This is a genomic window from Pseudomonas extremaustralis, from assembly GCF_900102035.1.
Lineage (GTDB): Bacteria > Pseudomonadota > Gammaproteobacteria > Pseudomonadales > Pseudomonadaceae > Aquipseudomonas > Aquipseudomonas extremaustralis.
This window is the reverse complement of sequence record NZ_LT629689.1, coordinates 4835001-4853972: the sequence shown is the minus strand read 5'-3', so window position 1 is coordinate 4853972 and position 18972 is coordinate 4835001. Positions and strand designations below refer to the sequence as shown.

Here is an 18972-nt window from a genome sequence, read left to right as displayed (position 1 = left end):
CCTACGTAATAGCACGATCCGGCCTACTTTGGGTTGTCCGTCTGTGCTGCGTCAGTCACTTTGAAGCGAAGGACGCCGATCACCTGCCCGTCTTCCGTCAATACCTGAACCTGCCAGCGCCCCACCGGGTCGCCTGGGAAGTTCTGCTTGTGAGTCCAGGCGCGGTAGCCCTCTTTACGGCCGCCATGGATATCCAGGGCGATGCGGTCGACCTCGTTGCCGTTGAATTTCCACACGTGGTAGATCCGCTCATCCAACCCGCGGGGGGCATTGATCGCGGTGTAGGCGTACAGCCCGTCACCGCGCAACTGGTTGGCGCTGACTTCCTTGAGGTCATCGCCAGGGGTGCGGTCTTGCAGTTGGGTGCTGATGGCCACTTCGGTCATCCACAAGGTGGCCGGTGGCACCCAACTGCGCAGGAACCAACCGGCGCAGCCGATGGTGGCTGTGACCCCCAGCAGCATGGCCCAGCCCTTGAGGCTACGCAGCGGCAAGCTCACCGCCAGGCTCGGAATCGACAGCACCATGGCGACGCCGAGGGCGAGTTTGTAACTTTCGGCGGTGGTCAGGTGCAGGATGATCGGCAGCGCGGTGAGCAGCGCTGCGAACAAGGTCAGGGTATGCAGCGCCAGAAACAGCGAGCGCTTGGGCGCCAGCCACTTGTAGTAGAGCGGGTCGATGATCGACACCAGCGCGGCCGCGCCGAGCAAGCCGGTGAAAATCGATTGGCCGCTGTTCCAGGCGGTGGTGATGAAAAAGAACGGCAACACAAAAAACAGACTTTCCTGGTGGATCATCTGGGTCGCGTAACGCAGCAGGGGTTCGGGGATTTCGCGCTTGAAAACCTTGGTGAACAGCTGGGTGAAGCTGTTTTCCAGCATCAGCCACAACCAGCTCACCAACATGATCACCGCGATCCAGCTGGCCATGCCCTGCTGGCGGTCCACCAGAATGAAGCTGCACACACCGGAGATAAACCCGCCGAGTGCAATCACCCCTGGATAGCGCTTCATCAGTTCAAGGACGCGCTGGATGTAGTGGGTCAGGTTCGGCATTCGGCGGTTCACAGTCTTTGTAGGAAAAAATCCCCGACAGAATAACGTCTTAGCCCTGGGTCCGGTGCGTCATTACGCGATCCGTTTGCGATAAACCCGCACGCCGATCAACACAATGGCGATCAGCCCGAGCACGCCTGCGCCGATCCAACTGAGCATGTCGTCACTCAGCAGCGGTTTCTCTATGCGCCAGTAGCCGGGTTGCTTGAACAGCTGGCGCATGGCCTGGTTGGTCTGCGCCAGGCTCACGGCCTTGATACGTTTGGCCGGGTCGCCGAAGTGGCCGTTGTCATAGTCGCCCGCGGCGCTCCAGTAATAGTCGGCCAGGCCGCTGTTGCCCTGCACGGCCCACGCCTGGCGGGCGATGGCGGCTTGTTGCAGGCGCGCGAAGACGGCGGGGTCAAGACCTTTGTCGAGCAATTGGGTCCTGAGGTCTTGCAGCACCTGTTCGGCTTCGGGAAGGTTTTCCCGTTCGAGGTCGGCATTCAGGCTGAGGAAGCCGACGCCGCCGAGCAGTTCGCGTTCGCTGCGTGGACCGTAGGACAAACCATGCTTGAGGCGTAGTTCACGGTACAGCGCCCAGTCCAGGTAATCCTTGAGCAGGTCGTAGGTCTCGTCGTGCTGGTCTTCGAGCACCGGCTCGGGGAACAGCCAGTGCAGTTTGGCGTTGTCGCCCAGCCAGCCACGGATCAGGTCGCGGCGGCCGGCGGCGGTGTGCTGGATTTCCGGCAGGGCCAAGTGCTCGGTGGGGTCTACCGGTTTGAGCTGGCCGTAGGTGCGTTCCAGGTAGGCCGGCAGCAGTTTGTCGAGGTCGCCGACGATGATCAGGGTCATGTTGTTGGGGGCGTACCAGTTTTTGCGCAGGCTCTCCAACTGGTCGCGGGTCAAGTGATCGACTTCGGCGCGTTCGGCGCATTGGAGCCCCAGTTCGACGGCCAGTTGATGACTGGCGGCGGGTCCCAGGTCCTGGCGGTCGAGCAGGCGTTGCAAGTGGGAGTAATGGCCGCCGTCTTCGCGCTCGACCACCTGTTTGGCGGCGTTGATATTGGCGTCGGTCAGCTCAGTGCGCGTGATGATCGCCAGCAGCAGGTCGAGCACCTTGCGCTGGTTCTGAGCGGGCGCCTCGATGACGAAGGTGGTGTCGGCGTTGCTGGTGTAGGCGTTCCACTCGCCGCCCAGGGCTTGCATGCGATCTTCCAGGTCGGCTTCGCCGCCGCCGTCGAGGCCGCTGAACAGCAGGTGTTCGAGCAGGTGCGGCAGTTCTTTGTCTTCGCAGGGGAAGTCATCCAGGCCTACGCCCACCACCAGGCGGATCGCCACGTGCCCCCGCTCGGTGCCCGGTTTGAGCAGTAATTGCAGGCCGTTGGGCAAGGTGTAGCCCTCGACTTGCAGGCGGTCAAAGGCAAAGGCATGGGCGCAGCCCATGAGCAGGCAGGCGAATAACAGGCGACGCATAACTGGCTTCCTGGCGAGTGAGGTCAGCTTTAACTGACTTCACGGGCCATCTTACGTTCAGGGCGAATGTGTGATGTCGGCAATATCTTCGGTGGAGAGCGCGCCGGTGTCGGACGTTTCCAACACTACATAAGCACTGCTGCAAAACAACGAGTTCAAGCGTTTCATGTCGGCCATCAGTTCCAAATGCAGAGAACTGGTCTCCAGGCTTTGTACGATCTTGCGTTGCAAACGGCTGACGTGGGCGTGGGCAAGGCGGCGTTCCTGGGCGCGAAAGCGACGTTTCTCGCGTAGCAATTGCCGGGCACTTTCCGGGTCGCCACTGAGAAACACCGACAGCCCCAGGCGCAGGTTGGCGATCAATTGGCTGTGCAGACCGGTGAGTTCTTCCAGGCCCACTTCCGAGAATTGACGGCGCTGGGAGGTTTTCTGCTGCTGGACTTTGCGCAGCATGCGTTCGATCAAGTCGCCTGCCAGTTTCAGGTTGATCGACAACTCGATGATTTCGGCCCAGCGGCGGTTGTCCTGCTCGCTGAGGTCTTCGCGGGGCATTTGCGCCAGGTAGAGTTTGATCGCGCTGTAGAGCGCCTCGACATCGTCGCTGAGGCTGCGCATTTCCTGGGTGATGGCGGTCTGTTTGCCGCGCAGCACTTCCTGCATGGCGGTGAGCATGTTGTCGATCAGGTCGCCCAGGCGCAGGGTTTCCCGTGCGGCGTTGGCCAGTGCCAGGCTGGGCGTGGCAAGGGCTGCGAGGTCCAGGTGACGCGGTTTGGCTGTGCCGTTGGCCTCTTCACGTTCCGGCAGCAGCCATGTGCAGATGCGCGCCATCGGACCAATGGTGGGCAGCAGGATCAGACAGCGGCTGACGTTGTAGAGCAAGTGGAAGGCGATGACCATGCCTTGGGCGCTGTAGTCCAGGCCATCCATCCACCGTACCAGCGGGTCGAGTACGGGGATGATCAGCAACAGGCCGATCAACTTGTACAGCAGGCTGCCCAGGGCCACCTGGCGGCCGGCTGCGTTCTGCATGCTGGTGCTGAGGAAGGCCAGTACGCCGCTGCCGATGTTGGCGCCGATCACCAGGCCGATGGCCACGTGCAAGCCGATCACGCCGGCGCCGGCCAGGGTGGCGGTCAGCAATACAGCGGCGAGGCTGGAGTAGGAAATCATCGCGAACAAGGCGCCGACCAGGGCGTCGAGCAAAATGTCGCCCGTCAGTGAGGCAAACAGCACTTTCACGCCCTGGGCATGGGTGATCGGCCCGGCGGCTTCGACGATCAATTGCAGCGCGAGGATGATCAGCCCGAGGCCGATTCCGACCCGGCCCAACTGCCCTGCCCGCGTCTGCTTGCGCGACAGAAAGAAGATCACCCCGAGAAAGATCAGCAGCGGCGACAGCCACGACAGGTCAAGGGTCAGCACCCTGGCCATCAGCGCGGTGCCGACGTCGGCACCGAGCATGGTCGCCAGGGCGGGCATCAACCCCATCAGGCCCTGGCCGACGAAGGAGGTCACCAGCATCGCGGTGGCATTGCTGCTCTGCACCATGGCCGTCACCAGGATACCGGCGACGAACGCCAGCCAGCGCTTGGACATGTTCTGTCCTATGACTTGACGCAAGTTGGAACCGTAGACCCGCAGGATGCCAGTGCGCACGATGTGCGTGCCCCAGATCAGCAGGGTCACGGCGGAAAGCAGATTGAGCAAGGTCAGCATGCTCGGCCCCCCGTGTGGGTGGGCTCCCACAGGAGCCAATGAGAATTGCCGCGTGCCGTTCTACGTCTTGTATTTAAGCTGTAGTTGGCGAATGGACTGTGCGCCAGCATCGCATAGCTAAAGTGGGGATTGAAACAAAACTGTCATATGTGGGGCGAGCGTGCTCGCGAAAAACCTCAGTGATACCGCGTACTGCCTGGGGTGATGCGGTGTCCTTGGGTTATTCGCGAGCGAGCTCGCTCCTATGGGGCGTGAGGGCGCGGGGACGGGGTTATTGGCCCGGAATGTCCTTGCGCAGTTTTACCGGGTCCTGCTGTTTCTGCTTTTTCGCGATGGCGGTGCGCATCTTGATGTTCACCGCTTCCACCGCCAGCGAGAACGCCATGGCGAAGTAGACGTAGCCTTTAGGCACATGCACGTCGAAGGATTCCGCGATCAGCACGGTACCCACCACCACCAGGAACGACAGCGCCAGCATCTTCAGCGACGGGTGCTTGTCGATGAAGTCGCTGATGGTGCCGGCCGCCGCCATCATCACCAGTACCGCGACCACGATCGCCGCAATCATCACCGGTACGTGGGACACCATGCCGACGGCGGTGATCACCGAGTCCAGGGAGAACACGATGTCGATGATCGCGATCTGGATGATGGTGTAGATGAACTTGCCACCGGTGCCCTTCGGCTCTTCGTGGGTTTCGTCTTCACCTTCCAGGGCGTGGTACATCTCTTGGGAGCTTTTCCACAGCAGGAACAAGCCACCGAAGAACAGGATCAGGTCGCGCCCGGAAATGCCTTGGCCGAAGACCACGAACAGGTCGTCGGTCAGGCGCATGACCCACGTGATCGACAGCAGCAAGAGGATGCGCGTGACCATGGCCAGGGCCAGGCCGAAGATCCGGGTGCGCGCCTGCATGTGCTTGGGCATGCGGCCGACCAGGATCGAAATCATGATGATGTTATCGATGCCCAGGACGATCTCGAGGGCTGTCAGGGTGAAGAAGGCAATCCAGATTTCCGGATTGGTCAGCCATTCCATGTGTATTCCTTTGAACAAATGTTAAACCGCGCAAGCTGCAGCGCCGCGCGGTGAGTGAGTCGGTACGACTATAGAGTGCTGAACAGCGGAAAAATCCCCATCAGCAGCGCGGCGAACATTATGCACAGGCACACCAGCACTGCCCACTTCAGGGTGAAGCGCTGGTGATCGCCAAATTCGATACCGGCCAGGGCGACCAGCAGGTAAGTCGATGGGACCAGCGGGCTGAGCAAGTGCACGGGTTGCCCAACGATGGATGCACGGGCCATTTCCACGGCGGTGATGCCGTAGTGGCTGGCGGCCTCGGCGAGGACCGGCAGTACGCCGTAGTAGAACGCATCGTTGGACATGAAGAAGGTGAACGGCATGCTCACCAGGGCCGTGATCACGGCCAGGTAAGGGCCCATGGCTTCAGGAATGACCGCCAGCAGGCTCTTGGACATGGCATCGACCATGCCGGTACCCGAGAGGATGCCGGTGAAGATCCCTGCGGCGAAGATCAGCCCGACCACCGCCAATACGCTGCCGGCATGCGCGGCGACGCGGTCTTTCTGCTGTTGCAGGCATGGGTAGTTGACGATCATCGCGATACTGAACGCCACCATGAACAGCACGGGCAGCGGCAACAGGCCGGCGATCAACGTGCACATCAGCGCCAGGGTCAGGGCGCCGTTGAACCAGATCAGTTTGGGACGGCGAGCGTCCGGGAATTGCGACACGCTGATCTCGCTATGGTCGATCTCGTCGCCTTGCAGATGCAGTTCGCCCAGGCGCGCACGTTCGCGCTTGCCGTACAGGTACGCGATGACCAGGATCGCCAGTACACCGGCAGCCATGGCCGGGATCATCGGGACGAAAATATCCGAAGGGTCCACATGCAACGCACTGGCGGCGCGGGCGGTCGGGCCACCCCAGGGGGTCATGTTCATCACGCCACCGGCGAGGATGATCAGGCCGGCCATGATCCGCGGGCTCATGCCGATGCGCTGGTATAGCGGCAGCATGGCGGCTACGCAGATCATATAGGTGGTGGCGCCGTCACCGTCGAGGGACACCACCAGGGCCAGCACAGCGGTGCCGACCGAGACTTTCAGCGGGTCGCCCTTGACCATCTTGAGGATCTTGCGCACGGCCGGGTCGAACAGGCCGGAGTCGATCATCAGCGCAAAGTAGAGGATGGCGAACATCAGCATCACGCCGGTCGGCGCGAGCTTGGTGATGCCTTCGAGCATCATCGGGCCGATCTTCGGCGCAAAACCGCCGAACAGCGCGAACAGGATCGGCACGATGATCAGGGCGATCAGCGCGGACAGGCGCTTGGTCATGATCAGGAACATGAACGTGATGACCATGGCAAAGCCAAGGAAAGTCAGCATAGGAATACTCCAGGCGTAGCGCGGCTAGGGAATGGCGAACCGGGTGGGGTCAGCGCAGAACGAAAGGCACGAGGCTTACGGGTGGAGTGGGAGCGAACAGGCGGGTACGGGCGGACATCGGGAATCACCATTGTTGTTGTTAACAGCCGGTCTGTTGCCGGCAGTGGGGGCGATCCTAGACGCGTAAGCTTTCAGCCAGCTTTCGCTGAGAAAACAGGTGATGTGGGCAGACGCACGGTCTTCAGGCATGCACAGATCAAAATGTGTGGGGGCTTGCTCCCACATTTTCAGGGCAATTCGAGGCCGCCCGCTGCTTTGTGCAGTTTGCGCAGATGCTCGCCCACCTGCTTGAGGTTGGCTTCGCAGGCAGCAATCTCGTCGGCGCGGGAAGGGTCCAGCAGCGCTCTCACCTCTTTATCCAGCTCGCCGGTAAGCGATTGCAGCTGTTTCTGGCGTTCGGCGCTTTCCGATTCCAGGCGCTTGGACTCCGACGGTTGCGGCAGACCGTAGCCGCCGCTGCCCAGCAGTTCCGCCGGACGGCTGAGGAAGCCGCTGTTGGCGAGGATTTGTTGCAGCGTGGCGTTGGCTTTCTCCATGCCGCCGTTTTTCAGCTCGCGGGCACCGAGGTAGCGTTGTTTGACTTCGTCCTGGGCCAGCATCAACTGCTTGCGAAAGCTCGCCTGTTCCAGCAGCAACAGGGCGGCGCTGGTGCGCAGGTCGGCCTGGTCGAACCACTGACGGCGCTCCTCGGCGCTGAGGGACAACCAGTCTTCGACCTGGGTCTGCTTGATCGGCAGGTGCTTGCGCAGTACGTCGAACATCGCTTGATAGCGCTCGCGGAACGAGTCGAAGTGATAGCCCAGGCGCATCGCCTCGCGCTTGTCATTCAGTACGCTGGTATCGGCCAGGCCACGGGCCTGCAGCACTTCCAGCAGGCCATTGGGCGTGATGTTGTCCAGCCCGGTCAATTGCGGGTTGGCGCTGCCGCTGCGCAACAGCTTCAGGCTTTCGACCGCGCAGTTGTTGGACAGGAAGTAATAGTTGCCGTCATAGCTCCAGTGCATTTCAGCGGCGTGCTCGACGGTATCGTTGATTTCCTGGCGCGTGAGTTTCAGGGGTACGGACGCGAGGCCGCGCAGCTCGGTCTTGGTGTATTCGTCGATCACTTGGGCCAGTGGCAGCACGAACAGTCGTGACGGGTATTTGCCCACCAGGCCGTCCCAGCTCGACAGTTGTACGTCACCGACGAAGGCGCGGTAGGACAACACCAGGTGCTGGTCCAGGTCCAGCCGGCAATCCGGGCCGCGTGGGCGACCGGGCGCACAGATCACCAGGCGCAACATGCTGTGGCCCCAGCGACTGACCAGGTTCTGGTTGGCTTCGGCCAGCAGGTAGTCGATTTCGTAGACGCGCTCCGGGTCGACGTGGCCCAGCGGAGTCTTGGCGAAATCGTTACCGGCGTTGAGGAATGCGTAGGTGTTGGCGCAGGTGTCCTGCTTGGGCGGCGCCCAACCGAAGTGATCCTTGTAGTAGCGGAACAGCGCGGGGCGGCGGCAGGCGTAGCTCGGGTCGAGGAGGAAGTACTCCATGTTGACCGCGACGAACTCCAGGGGGCTGCTGGTTTCGTAGATATCGGGGCTGCGCGCGACCTGGCGGTTGTGCTGTTCGCGTTCACCGCGACGGCCGACATATTGCGGCCAACCGGCGAGGTCCAGCAGGCGCGGATCATCGCTGAGGGTGAAGCGTCGGTCATTCTGGCCACGGCATTCATCCGGCAGGCCGATCAGCCCGGTGATGCTGTTCTGGCGGCTGCAGCGGCGAATGAGCGCGCGCTCATCGTTGGGCCACAAGCGCGCACGGTCATAGATGTGGGTCAGTTCATGCAGCACAGTGGCGAGCATTTCCCGGCGCACGGTGCCGTGGGGGCGATTGGTTTTACGGGTGGCAGCGCTGCCGTCGGCCAGGCTGGCGAGGAGGTTGCTATTGAGGTCCAGCTCGGACACCAGGGAAGCCTGGCCGTAAGCGTTGTCGGGCATCTTGTCGGTCCAGCCGACATCGATGCGCCGGTCAAGCTGCTCGATAAAGCGCGGCGGCAAGGCGCGCATCGCCTCATCGAGCAATGCCTGGCTGGCCTGCTGCTCAGCCGGGCTCAAGCCTTCTGTCTTGAGCCGCAGTTGCAGGCTGGCCTGGGCTGCGTTGGCACATAGCAGCACAGCACCGGCCAGGAGCCAGGCGACAAGGCGCCTCACAGAGCGAGAATGGCTTCGGCGAGGGTCTGGTCACTGGCGTCGCGGGCTTCCGGCAAGCGGGTCCGCAGGGTGTCGAATGCGGCTTCCAATTGCGCGCCGCGGATCTCGCCGTGGGTAGCGACGAAACTGGCGGCGTCATCGTGGGCTTCGCGCACGACTTTGGAATCGCGGATGGAGGTGGTGGTGTCCGAGGTGAAATCAATGGTACGGCCTGAGGCGCGAACAATGATGTTACTGGTGGCCACCAGGGTATGCGCCTGGGCAACGTCGGCCAACAACAGCAGGCCAAGGGTGGCGGCGATCAGCGGGCTACGCATGGAATGACTCCGAAATACAAAGGTGATTATTGGACGAGAATTGCTTGCGCCAGTTCAAGGTCGCTGGCGTTAAGTTTTGGTTGGGTGCGACGCAGATAATCGAACGCTGATTCCAGTCGTGCGCCGCGCCATTGGCCGTCAGTGGCAATAAAAGCGGCAGCGTCGTCCTGAGCGGCCAATACGACTTTCTTGTCGAAGGGTGCGGAGGTCACCTTACTGGTGGCATACGCACTCGAGACGGTGCTCTGGAGGGTCAGGTCAAAAGCCAAAGCCAATGGCGACCAGCAGGCAGTAAGCAGCATCGGAACGATTAACAGGCGGTGTGAAAAAGCCATGGGACTCGACAACTGAAAGCGAGCGCCAAGGCTAGCGCAATGCCCGGGCGAGAGCCAGTGGCGGCGTCAGGGAGCGTGGGGGCGCTCCCATGACATTGCGACTCAGATAGCCAGGATGGCCTGGGCCAGCTGTGTGTCGGTCGCGGCGTTCAGTTGCGGAGCTTGTTGACGGATCTGGGCCAGCGCACTTTCCAGTTTCACGCCACGGATGGCGCCTTCACTGGCAACAAAACTGGCCGCGTCGTCACGGGCCGCACGCACGACCTTGTTGTCACGCAGCGACGAAGTGGCATCGGAGCTGGCGTCGGAAGTAGCCTTCAGTGCGCCGACGATGGAGTCAGTGGTCACAAGAAAGCTGCTTGCATTGGCATTGGCAGCCAGGACCAGCAGGGCGGCAGCACTCAGCAGGCGAAGACGGGACATGGGGTGACTCCTGTAGATGAACAAATAGGGTGGTGCAAGGCAGCCTTTGGGATCAGACGCGTCTCCAGCAAGGCTCGCCACGTAATGGCGGGATATTAAGCCGCCGTTTATCCGTTCGGAAAGCCTCTTGACTGCCTGGTCACGCCAGAGCGGCCAGGAATGACCGATACAGATTCAGGAACGTTAAATTGTACTGCTTTAATTTTGTGTTTTTAAAACTGTATCTGTTTGCGCGAACCGCTACGTTTGGTCTGCCAAATAGTCAACGCTGGAAACGACAAAGCCCGCCTCCGGTTTCCCGGGGCGGGCTTTGTTTTAACAAATCAGTGCTGGCTGGGGACCCGGTGGGTCAGTGCCAGCGAGCGCCAATCAGCGCCAGAACGGCTTGCTCAGCTCTTCGTAGCGTTGAGCTTCGCTGATACCAGCGTCAGCCAGCAGACGCGAATCCAGGCGAGCCAGTTGGTGACGGCTGGAAATGCGGCGCTGCCACAACATCAGGTTGGCAAGAACGCGCAAAGGCAGTGCAGCTTGGTTGTTTACAGCTTTGTCGGAGAACAGTTCGGAACTGAGTGTACGTTCCATGATGGCATCCTTCCGCTTGTGGCGGGATTAGGTAGTGGTTTAACTGGTGCCAATGATCCTCCTCCCGCACAAGACTCTCTAGATACAGTTCACCTGTATTGTGAGGGGCCAGTTAACTGTTTATGGCGGCTGTACTGTACGGAAATGGGGCAACTGTACCTGTCCGCACTGAATGTGTGCAAAAAAGGTCGATTGGAAGGAATTTGTAGGAGGGTTCGGTAGGAAAATACCGGTACAGCAGTACAGTTTTTTAAAAAAGGAGGGGTGGTGCAACCGAGCTGATGAAACTGTGTGGGCATCAGCTCGGTTGTGTATCGATCAATCCTTGAGCATGTGCCCGGTTTCTTCCAGATTGATGTGCCAGCTCAGGGCTTCGCGCAGGACGTGCGGGGTGTGACCACCGATTGCACAAGCGGCGTTGAAGTATTTGTTCAGCGCATCGCGGTAGTCGGGATGCACACAGTTGTCGATGATCACCCGTGCGCGCTCACGTGGCGCCAGGCCACGCAGGTCGGCGAGGCCCACCTCGGTCACCAGGATGTCGACGTCGTGCTCGGTGTGGTCGACGTGGCTGACCATTGGCACCACGCTGGAAATCGCCCCACCCTTGGCAATCGACTTGGTGACGAAGATCGCCAGGTGAGCGTTCCGAGCGAAGTCGCCCGAGCCGCCAATCCCGTTCATCATCCGCGTCCCGCATACGTGCGTGGAGTTGACGTTGCCGTAGATGTCGAACTCCAGCGCAGTGTTGATCGCGATGATGCCCAGGCGGCGAACCACTTCCGGGTGGTTGGAAATTTCCTGCGGGCGCAGTACCAGTTTGTCTTTGTAGCGCTCCAGGTTGCCGAACACGTTGCTGTTGCGCCGCTCCGACAAGGTGATCGAACTGCCGGAGGCGAAGGTCAGCTTGCCAGCGTCAATCAGGTCGAACGTCGAGTCCTGCAACACTTCCGAATACATGGTCAGGTCTTCGAACGGCGAATCGATCAAGCCGCACATCACGGCGTTGGCGATGTTGCCGATCCCAGCCTGCAGCGGGCCGAGCTTATTGGTCATGCGACCAGCGTCCACTTCCTGTTTGAGGAAGTTGATCAGGTGGGTGGCGATGCCTTGGGTTTCGGCGTCCGGCGACGACACTGTGGAAGGCGAGTCGGGCTTGTTGGTGATGACGATCGCAACGATCTTCTCCGGCGGAATCGGGATCGCGGTGCTGCCAATGCGGTCGTCGACTTTTACCAGCGGGATCGGTGTGCGCGTCGGCCGATAGGTCGGGATGTAGATGTCGTGCAGGCCTTCCAGGTTCGAGTGGTGCGCCATGTTGATCTCGACGATCACTTGCTTGGCGAAAATCGCGAAACTGGCCGAGTTGCCCACGGAAGTGGTCGGCACGATATGCCCTTGTTCGGTGATCGCGACGGCTTCGATCACAGCGATGTCAGGCAGCTTGAGCTGGTTGTTGCGCAGCTGCTCGACGGTTTCCGACAAATGCTGGTCGATGAACATCACTTCGCCGGCATTGATCGCCTTGCGCAGTGTGCTGTCGACCTGGAACGGCATGCGTCGCGACAGCACGCCGGCTTCGGTCAGTTGCTTGTCGAGGTCGTTGCCCAGGCTGGCACCGGTCATCAGGGTGATTTTCAGCGGCGACGTCTTGGCGCGTTCGGCCAGGGCTTGGGGGACGGCCTTGGCTTCACCGGCACGGGTGAAGCCGCTCATGCCGACGGTCATGCCGTCCTCGATCAGTGCGGCGGCATCAGCCGCGCTCATGACCTTGTTCAACAGCGAAGGCAAGCGGATACGATCACGGTACATGGATTGTTATCTCGAGATACGGAGGCAAGGTGCGCAGTTTAGTGATTTCAAAAGTTTTCGGCCCGCTACCATGGTCGAATGCCGGGCAGTCAATTAGGGCCTTTGGTCGGTTTTCATGCGCCAATAAAAAAACCCTAGCCTACGGGAGGCCAGGGTTTCGGGTATTGCGCTGGCGCAGTGTTACTCGACAGCCTTGACCATGTCTTCGATAACTTTCTTGGCGTCGCCGAAAACCATCATGGTTTTGTCCAGGTAGAACAGCTCGTTGTCCAGGCCGGCATAGCCGCTGGCCATCGAGCGCTTGTTGACGATGATGGTCTTGGCCTTGAACGCTTCCAGGATCGGCATACCGGCAATCGGCGAGTTCGGATCGTTCTTGGCGGCCGGGTTGACCACGTCGTTCGCGCCGAGCACCAGTACGACGTCAGCCTGGCCGAATTCCGAGTTGATGTCTTCCATCTCGAACACTTGGTCGTAAGGCACTTCGGCCTCGGCCAGCAATACGTTCATGTGCCCGGGCATGCGGCCGGCCACCGGGTGGATCGCGTACTTCACGGTCACGCCGCGGTGGGTCAGCTTTTCGGTCAACTCTTTAAGCGCATGCTGCGCTCGGGCGACCGCCAGGCCGTAGCCCGGCACGATGATCACGGTGTCGGCGTTGGTCAGCAGGAACGTGGCGTCGTCGGCTGAGCCGGACTTCACCGGACGCGCTTCTTTCGAGCCTGTCGCGGCACCGGCATCCGGCGCGTTGCCGAAACCGCCGAGCAGCACATTGAAGAAGGAGCGGTTCATCGCCTTGCACATGATGTAGGACAGGATCGCGCCGCTGGAGCCCACCAGGGAGCCGGCGATGATCAGCATCGAGTTGTTCAGCGAAAAGCCGATCCCTGCCGCTGCCCAGCCGGAGTAGCTGTTGAGCATCGACACCACCACCGGCATATCGGCGCCGCCGATCGGGATGATGATCAACACACCCAGTACGAATGCCAGGGCCAGCATCAGCGCGAAGGCGGTGAGGTTGCCGGTGAACATGAAGGTCAGGCCCAAGCCCAGCGTGGTCAGGCCCAACACCAGGTTCAACTTGTGCTGACCGCCGAACTGTACCGGTGCGCCTTGGAACAGGCGGAACTTGTACTTGCCCGACAGTTTGCCGAACGCGATCACCGAACCGGAGAAGGTGATGGCGCCGATGGCGGCACCGAGGAACAACTCCAGGCGGTTACCAGCAGGGATCGCATCGCCCAGGTGTTTGACGATGCCCAGGGATTGCGGTTCGACCACGGCGGCAATGGCAATAAATACCGCTGCCAGGCCGATCATGCTGTGCATGAAGGCGACCAGTTCCGGCATCTTGGTCATTTCCACGCGCTTGGCCATGACCGAGCCAGCGGTGCCGCCGATCAGCAGGCCAACGATCACGTAGCCGATGCCGGCGGTGGCAAGCTCAGCGCCCAGCTTATAGATGAGGCCTACGGTGGTGAGTACCGCCAGCGCCATGCCGAGCATGCCGAACAGGTTGCCGCGCCGCGAAGTAGTCGGGTGTGACAGGCCTTTGAGGGCCTGGATGAAACAGATCGACGCGATCAGATAGAGCGTCGTTACCAGATTCATGCTCATTACGGTTGCACCTCTTCTTTAGCTTTGGGCGCTTTCTTCTTGAACATCTCAAGCATCCTGCGAGTCACCAGGAAGCCGCCGAACACGTTGACCGCCGCCAGGGCCACGGCCAGGGTGCCCATGGTCTTGCCCAGTGGCGTCACGGTCAGGGCGGCGGCCAGCATGGCGCCGACGATCACGATCGCCGAGATTGCGTTGGTCACGGCCATCAACGGCGTGTGCAGTGCGGGGGTAACGTTCCAGACCACGTGATAACCGACATAAATCGCCAGCACAAAGATGATCAGGTTGTAGATACCGGGGGAGATAAGCTCTTCCATCGTCTGAATCCCTGCTTAGGCGTTTTTGCGGATGACTTGGCCGTCGCGGCACATCAGGCACGCGGCGACGATGTCGTCTTCGAGGTTGATTTCAAACTGCCCTTCCTTGGTGAACACCAGCTTCAGGAAGTCCAGCAGGTTGCGCGCATACAAGGCCGAAGCGTCCGCGGCGACCGCACCGGCGAGGTTGGTCGGGCCGCAGATGGTCACACCGTTTTCCACCACCACCTGGTCAGCGACCGTAAGTGGGCAATTGCCGCCTTGGGCGGCAGCGAGGTCGATGACCACCGAGCCCGGCTTCATTTGTGCGACGGTTTCGGCGCTGAGCAAAGTCGGGGCCTTGCGACCGGGGATCAGGGCGGTGGTGATGACAATGTCGGCCTGCTTGGCGCGTTCGTGCACGGCCAGGGCCTGGCGTTGCATCCAGCTGGTCGGCATCGGGCGCGCGTAACCGCCGACGCCGACGGCGCATTCACGCTCTTCGTCGGTTTCATAGGGCACGTCGACGAACTTGGCGCCGAGGGATTCGATCTGCTCCTTCACTGCCGGGCGCACGTCGGACGCTTCGATCACTGCTCCCAGGCGTTTCGCCGTGGCAATGGCTTGCAGGCCCGCGACGCCAGCGCCAAGGATCAGCACGCGCGCGGCTTTTACCGTCCCGGCGGCAGTCATCAGCATCGGCATGAAGCGTGGATAGTGATGGGCGGCGAGCAACACAGCTTTGTAACCGGCAATGTTGGCCTGGGACGACAGCACGTCAAGGCTCTGGGCCCGCGAAGTACGCGGCGCGGCTTCGAGCGCGAAGGCCGTGACGCCCCGCTCGGCCAGCTTGGCGATGGTTTCATTGCTGAACGGATTGAGCATGCCCACCAACACGGTGCCGCTTTTGATCAGCGTCAGTTCGCTGTCGCTGGGGGCAACCACTTTGAGGATCAGCTCGGCGCCAAATGCATCGTTGGCACTGCCAATGGTTGCACCTGCCGTTTCATAGGCACTGTCGACGATGCTGGCTTTAATGCCTGCACCGCTTTGTACAGTGACCTTATGGCCCTGGCCGATCAGCTTTTTGATGGTTTCCGGGGTGGCAGCCACCCGCGTTTCACCGGTCTGGGTTTCGAGAGGAACACCAATGTGCACGTCAAATCTCCTGCATGATCTTTTTGCTTTTGATCTTCTTGTAAAAAGGCCAGTGCACCGTGAGTGGCGCATCTGGGGCGGCCGATCAGCACGATCCCGCTGAAATGACAGCGGGGCGCGGCATTTTGCAGGCGAACTTTACGGCCTTCAAGGGATTATGACGGGTGACGAAAAATTAACTACAAGTCATCCTGTGACTGATTGCCGCAACGGTAGGAAATAATCTTTTTAAATACAATGAGTTATTGGGTTTACGGCAAATAATGATTCCTTTGCCATGCTCGGCATGAATGGTCGGACATTGGTAAGCGAAAGTCGCTACAAGCCAACATCCATAAGGCTTTTAGCCGAATTTTTAGGTAAGCGGTACAGTTTGCTTAAAAGCGACATAAACATATATCTGTAGGAACAATAATTATCTGACTACATGATCAGTATTGGCGCTTTGGTCTTTAATTGCTGGGGCTGTAGCGTTCTGACTGGTCGATCAGCCAATCCCTGAATGCGCGCAATGATGCGGATTCGACTTTCCGCTCTGGAATCATCAAGTAATAAGCTTTCGAGCTACTCAGTGCCTCGAGGTTGGCGACCACCAAGTCTTTATCCTCCAACTCTCGTTGGATAAGGAATGGAGGGATCAGTGCAATACCCATGTCATGCATGGCGGCTTGGGACAGCATCGAGAATAGCTCGTAACGAGGGCCTGTCATGTCGCGAGGGATATTCATCTGTTGGGCGTTGAACCATTGGCGCCAGGCATAGGGTCGCGTGGTCTGCTGAAGCAGCGGCAACTCTGCAATCTCCTGTGGGCTGAAGTGCGGCCGCGCGCCCAGCAATCTGGGGCTGCAAACGGGGACTGGGTTTTCTCCCATCAGCCTGTGAGATTCGGTACCCGACCAGTCGGCATCACCGAAGTAGATAGCGGCATCGAATTCGGTATCGGCAAACAAAAAAGGGCGGGTGCGGTTAGTGAGGTTCACCGTTACCTCAGGGTGTTGGCGCTGAAAGTCTTTAAGGCGTGGGATCAGCCACTGGGTGCCAAAGGTGGGCACCACGGCCAGTTCAATGACGTTCGTGCCCTGCTGCCCCATCACGGACAAGGTATCGCGTTCTACGGCATCCAATTGCGTCGCCACTCGACGGCTGTAAGACAGTCCTGCTTCCGTCAGTTTCACTCCGCGCCGTGAGCGTCGAAACAGCTCGACACTTAAAAAATCCTCAAGGCTGGCGATCTGTCGGCAAATAGCGCCTTGGGTGATGGAAAGCTCCTGCGCCGCCTTGGTAAAGCTCTCGTGACGGGCTGCGGCTTCAAAGCTGACAAGGGCGGTGGTGCTGGGGATTTTTCTACGCATGTACCTTGTGCTCACATATAAAGCGCTTCTGCGCCTTTTACGATGGTTACGAAGTGACAAATTAGCACAAGCCTATGCGGAAACCTCGTTTGCTCTATGGGTAGGTACGGCCTAGGCTCCATCCACGACTTCTGATTTTCTTCACGAGGACTTATTCATGGCTGGCAAGGCAAGCTTCAACTGGATCGATCCACTGCTGCTGGATCAACAGCTCACCGAAGAAGAGCGCATGGTGCGCGACAGTGCTGAGCAGTTCGCTCAGGACAAGTTGGCACCTCGCGTGCTTGAAGCCTTCCGTCATGAAAAGACCGACCCGGCCATTTTTCGTGAGATGGGCGAAACCGGCTTGCTCGGCGCGATGATTCCCGAGCAATACGGCGGCAGTGGTTTGAACTATGTCAGCTACGGGCTGATTGCTCGCGAAGTGGAGCGGGTCGACTCCGGCTATCGTTCGATGATGAGCGTGCAGTCTTCCTTGGTGATGGTGCCGATCAATGAGTTTGGTACTGAAGCGCAAAAGCAGAAATATTTGCCGAAATTGGCGTCGGGCGAATGGATTGGTTGCTTCGGTCTGACAGAGCCTAACCATGGTTCCGATCCAGGCGCGATGATTACGCGTGCGCGCAAGGTAGATGGCGGCTACAGCCTGACCGGCGCCAAGATGTGGATCACCAATAGCCCGATTGCTGATGTATTTGTGGTCTGGGCCAAAGACGATGCTGGCGATATACGTGGGTTTGTCCTGGAGAAAGGCTGGAAAGGGCTGAGTGCTCCGGCGATTCACGGCAAGGTCGGCCTGCGAGCCTCCATCACCGGCGAAATCGTCATGGACAATGTATTTGTGCCAGAAGAGAACATCTTTCCGGACGTGCGTGGTTTGAAGGGGCCCTTTACCTGTCTTAACTCAGCGCGTTACGGCATCTCCTGGGGTGCGTTGGGCGCTGCCGAATCCTGCTGGCACACCGCTCGCCAATACACCCTTGATCGTCAGCAGTTCGGTCGTCCATTGGCGGCTACACAGTTGATCCAGAAGAAGCTCGCCGACATGCAGACCGAGATCACCCTGGCTCTGCAAGGTTGCCTGCGTTTGGGGCGGATGAAGGATGAGGGCACGGCGGCGGTCGAGATTACCTCGATCATGAAGCGCAATTCTTGCGGCAAGTCCCTGGACATCGCTCGTATGGCGCGGGACATGCTGGGTGGCAACGGTATCTCCGATGAGTTCGGGGTGGCACGACACTTGGTCAATCTGGAGGTGGTGAATACCTATGAAGGTACTCATGACGTGCATGCCTTGATTCTGGGGCGTGCGCAAACCGGTCTTCAGGCGTTCTATTAATAGGAGCATGGGCATGGGCGCGCTTTCCCACCTGCGGGTACTGGATTTATCGCGAGTGCTCGCGGGCCCCTGGGCCGGGCAGATCCTTGCAGACCTGGGGGCTGAGGTCATCAAGGTCGAACGGCCCGGTAGCGGTGACGACACGCGCGCCTGGGGGCCGCCCTTCCTTAAAGATGCCAACGGTGAAAACACCAGTGAGGCGGCGTACTACCTGTCGGCCAATCGCAATAAAGAGTCGGTGACTATCGACTTCACGCGGCCTGAAGGGCAGAAGCTGGTGCGCGATCTGGCGGCCAAGTCCGACATCCTGATCGAGAACTTCAAGGTGGGTGGGCTTGCGGCATATGGGCTGGACTACGAGTCGCTCAAGGAGGCCAATCCGGAGTTGATCTATTGCTCGATCACGGGCTTTGGCCAGACGGGGCCCTACGCGGCGCGCGCAGGTTATGACTTTATGATCCAGGGGTTGGGTGGGCTGATGAGTCTGACCGGTCGACCCGAGGGGGATGATGGCGCCGGGCCGGTGAAAGTTGGCGTGGCGTTGACTGATATTCTCACGGGGCTTTATTCGACCGTGGCGATCCTGGCAGCGCTGGCTCATCGGGATCATGAGGGCGGTGGGCAGCATATCGATATGGCGCTGCTCGATGTTCAGGTGGCGTGTCTGGCTAACCAAGCCATGAATTACCTGACAACGGGGTTGCCACCCAGGCGGCTTGGCAATGCCCATCCGAATATCGTGCCTTATCAGGACTTCCCCACTGCCGATGGTGATTTCATCCTGACGGTGGGTAATGACGGGCAGTTCCGCAAGTTTGCAGAGGTGGCCGGGCACCCGCAGTGGGCTG

17 protein-coding genes (1 of these 17 cut by a window edge) are annotated in these 18972 nt (G+C 60.0%); 2 read left to right on the top strand and 15 right to left on the bottom strand.

The annotated features are described in order from the left end of the window. Nucleotides 1–23: 23 nt before the first annotated feature. The 15 genes from BLR63_RS22240 to BLR63_RS22170 all read right to left on the bottom strand — a co-directional run bounded on the left by BLR63_RS22240 (nt 24) and on the right by BLR63_RS22170 (nt 16785). Nucleotides 24–1055, bottom strand: a complete 1032-nt coding sequence (locus tag BLR63_RS22240; protein WP_010566734.1) for a DUF5924 family protein — start codon at nt 1053–1055, stop codon at nt 24–26. A 72-nt stretch (nt 1056–1127) separates the two neighbouring features. Next, nucleotides 1128–2510, bottom strand: a complete 1383-nt coding sequence (locus BLR63_RS22235) for a M16 family metallopeptidase (RefSeq protein ID WP_010566735.1) — start codon at nt 2508–2510, stop codon at nt 1128–1130. Nucleotides 2511–2567: 57 nt separating this feature from the next. Then, nucleotides 2568–4226: a Na/Pi cotransporter family protein gene (locus BLR63_RS22230; RefSeq protein ID WP_010566736.1), complete on the bottom strand. Its 1659-nt coding sequence runs from the start codon at nt 4224–4226 to the stop codon at nt 2568–2570. A 271-nt stretch (nt 4227–4497) separates the two neighbouring features. Next, the gene (locus BLR63_RS22225; protein WP_010566737.1) at nt 4498–5265 is read right to left on the bottom strand and encodes a TerC family protein; all 768 of its coding nucleotides are present in this window, start codon (nt 5263–5265) and stop codon (nt 4498–4500) included. Between the two features lie 68 nt (nt 5266–5333). After that, complete coding sequence (locus tag BLR63_RS22220) at nt 5334–6641, bottom strand: CitMHS family transporter (protein ID WP_010566738.1); 1308 nt, start codon at nt 6639–6641, stop codon at nt 5334–5336. A 287-nt stretch (nt 6642–6928) separates the two neighbouring features. Then, the gene (locus BLR63_RS22215) at nt 6929–8890 is read right to left on the bottom strand and encodes a DUF7844 domain-containing protein (RefSeq protein WP_010566739.1); all 1962 of its coding nucleotides are present in this window, start codon (nt 8888–8890) and stop codon (nt 6929–6931) included. Further along, nucleotides 8887–9207, bottom strand: coding sequence for a DUF2388 domain-containing protein (locus BLR63_RS22210; protein WP_010566740.1), 321 nt, complete (start codon nt 9205–9207; stop codon nt 8887–8889). Before BLR63_RS22210 ends, BLR63_RS22215 begins: the two co-directional genes overlap by 4 nt. A 26-nt stretch (nt 9208–9233) precedes the next feature. Then, nucleotides 9234–9542 (bottom strand): DUF2388 domain-containing protein, encoded by a 309-nt coding sequence (locus tag BLR63_RS22205; RefSeq protein ID WP_042947335.1) that lies wholly within the window; start codon nt 9540–9542, stop codon nt 9234–9236. Nucleotides 9543–9644: 102 nt separating this feature from the next. After that, the gene (locus BLR63_RS22200; protein WP_010566742.1) at nt 9645–9965 is read right to left on the bottom strand and encodes a DUF2388 domain-containing protein; all 321 of its coding nucleotides are present in this window, start codon (nt 9963–9965) and stop codon (nt 9645–9647) included. Between the two features lie 369 nt (nt 9966–10334). Next, on the bottom strand, nt 10335–10547 hold the full coding sequence (locus tag BLR63_RS22195) for a DUF1127 domain-containing protein (RefSeq protein ID WP_010566743.1): 213 nt from the start codon (nt 10545–10547) through the stop codon (nt 10335–10337). 318 nt (nt 10548–10865) lie between these two features. Next, on the bottom strand, nt 10866–12359 hold the full coding sequence (locus BLR63_RS22190) for an acetyl-CoA hydrolase/transferase family protein (protein WP_010566744.1): 1494 nt from the start codon (nt 12357–12359) through the stop codon (nt 10866–10868). 180 nt (nt 12360–12539) lie between these two features. Beyond that, nucleotides 12540–13976: an NAD(P)(+) transhydrogenase (Re/Si-specific) subunit beta gene (locus BLR63_RS22185; protein WP_010566745.1), complete on the bottom strand. Its 1437-nt coding sequence runs from the start codon at nt 13974–13976 to the stop codon at nt 12540–12542. Next, entirely contained in the window at nt 13976–14296 is a 321-nt protein-coding gene (locus BLR63_RS22180) for an NAD(P) transhydrogenase subunit alpha (protein ID WP_010566746.1), read from the bottom strand. Before BLR63_RS22180 ends, BLR63_RS22185 begins: the two co-directional genes overlap by 1 nt. Nucleotides 14297–14311: 15 nt before the next feature. Beyond that, complete coding sequence (locus BLR63_RS22175) at nt 14312–15433, bottom strand: Re/Si-specific NAD(P)(+) transhydrogenase subunit alpha (RefSeq protein WP_010566747.1); 1122 nt, start codon at nt 15431–15433, stop codon at nt 14312–14314. A 452-nt stretch (nt 15434–15885) separates the two neighbouring features. Next, nucleotides 15886–16785 (bottom strand): LysR family transcriptional regulator, encoded by a 900-nt coding sequence (locus BLR63_RS22170; protein ID WP_010566748.1) that lies wholly within the window; start codon nt 16783–16785, stop codon nt 15886–15888. Nucleotides 16786–16942: 157 nt separating this feature from the next. On the opposite strand from BLR63_RS22170, the gene BLR63_RS22165 reads away from it, so the two are divergent. Both BLR63_RS22165 and BLR63_RS22160 read left to right on the top strand, forming a co-directional pair. Then, nucleotides 16943–18124, top strand: coding sequence for an acyl-CoA dehydrogenase (locus BLR63_RS22165; RefSeq protein WP_010566749.1), 1182 nt, complete (start codon nt 16943–16945; stop codon nt 18122–18124). A gap of 13 nt (nt 18125–18137) precedes the next feature. After that, nucleotides 18138–18972, top strand: partial view of a CaiB/BaiF CoA transferase family protein gene (locus BLR63_RS22160; protein ID WP_010566750.1) — the 5' portion only. 386 nt of this gene lie beyond the right edge of the window; 835 of the gene's 1221 nt are visible here — the first part of the coding sequence; it begins with the start codon at nt 18138–18140; its stop codon lies beyond the right edge, outside the window.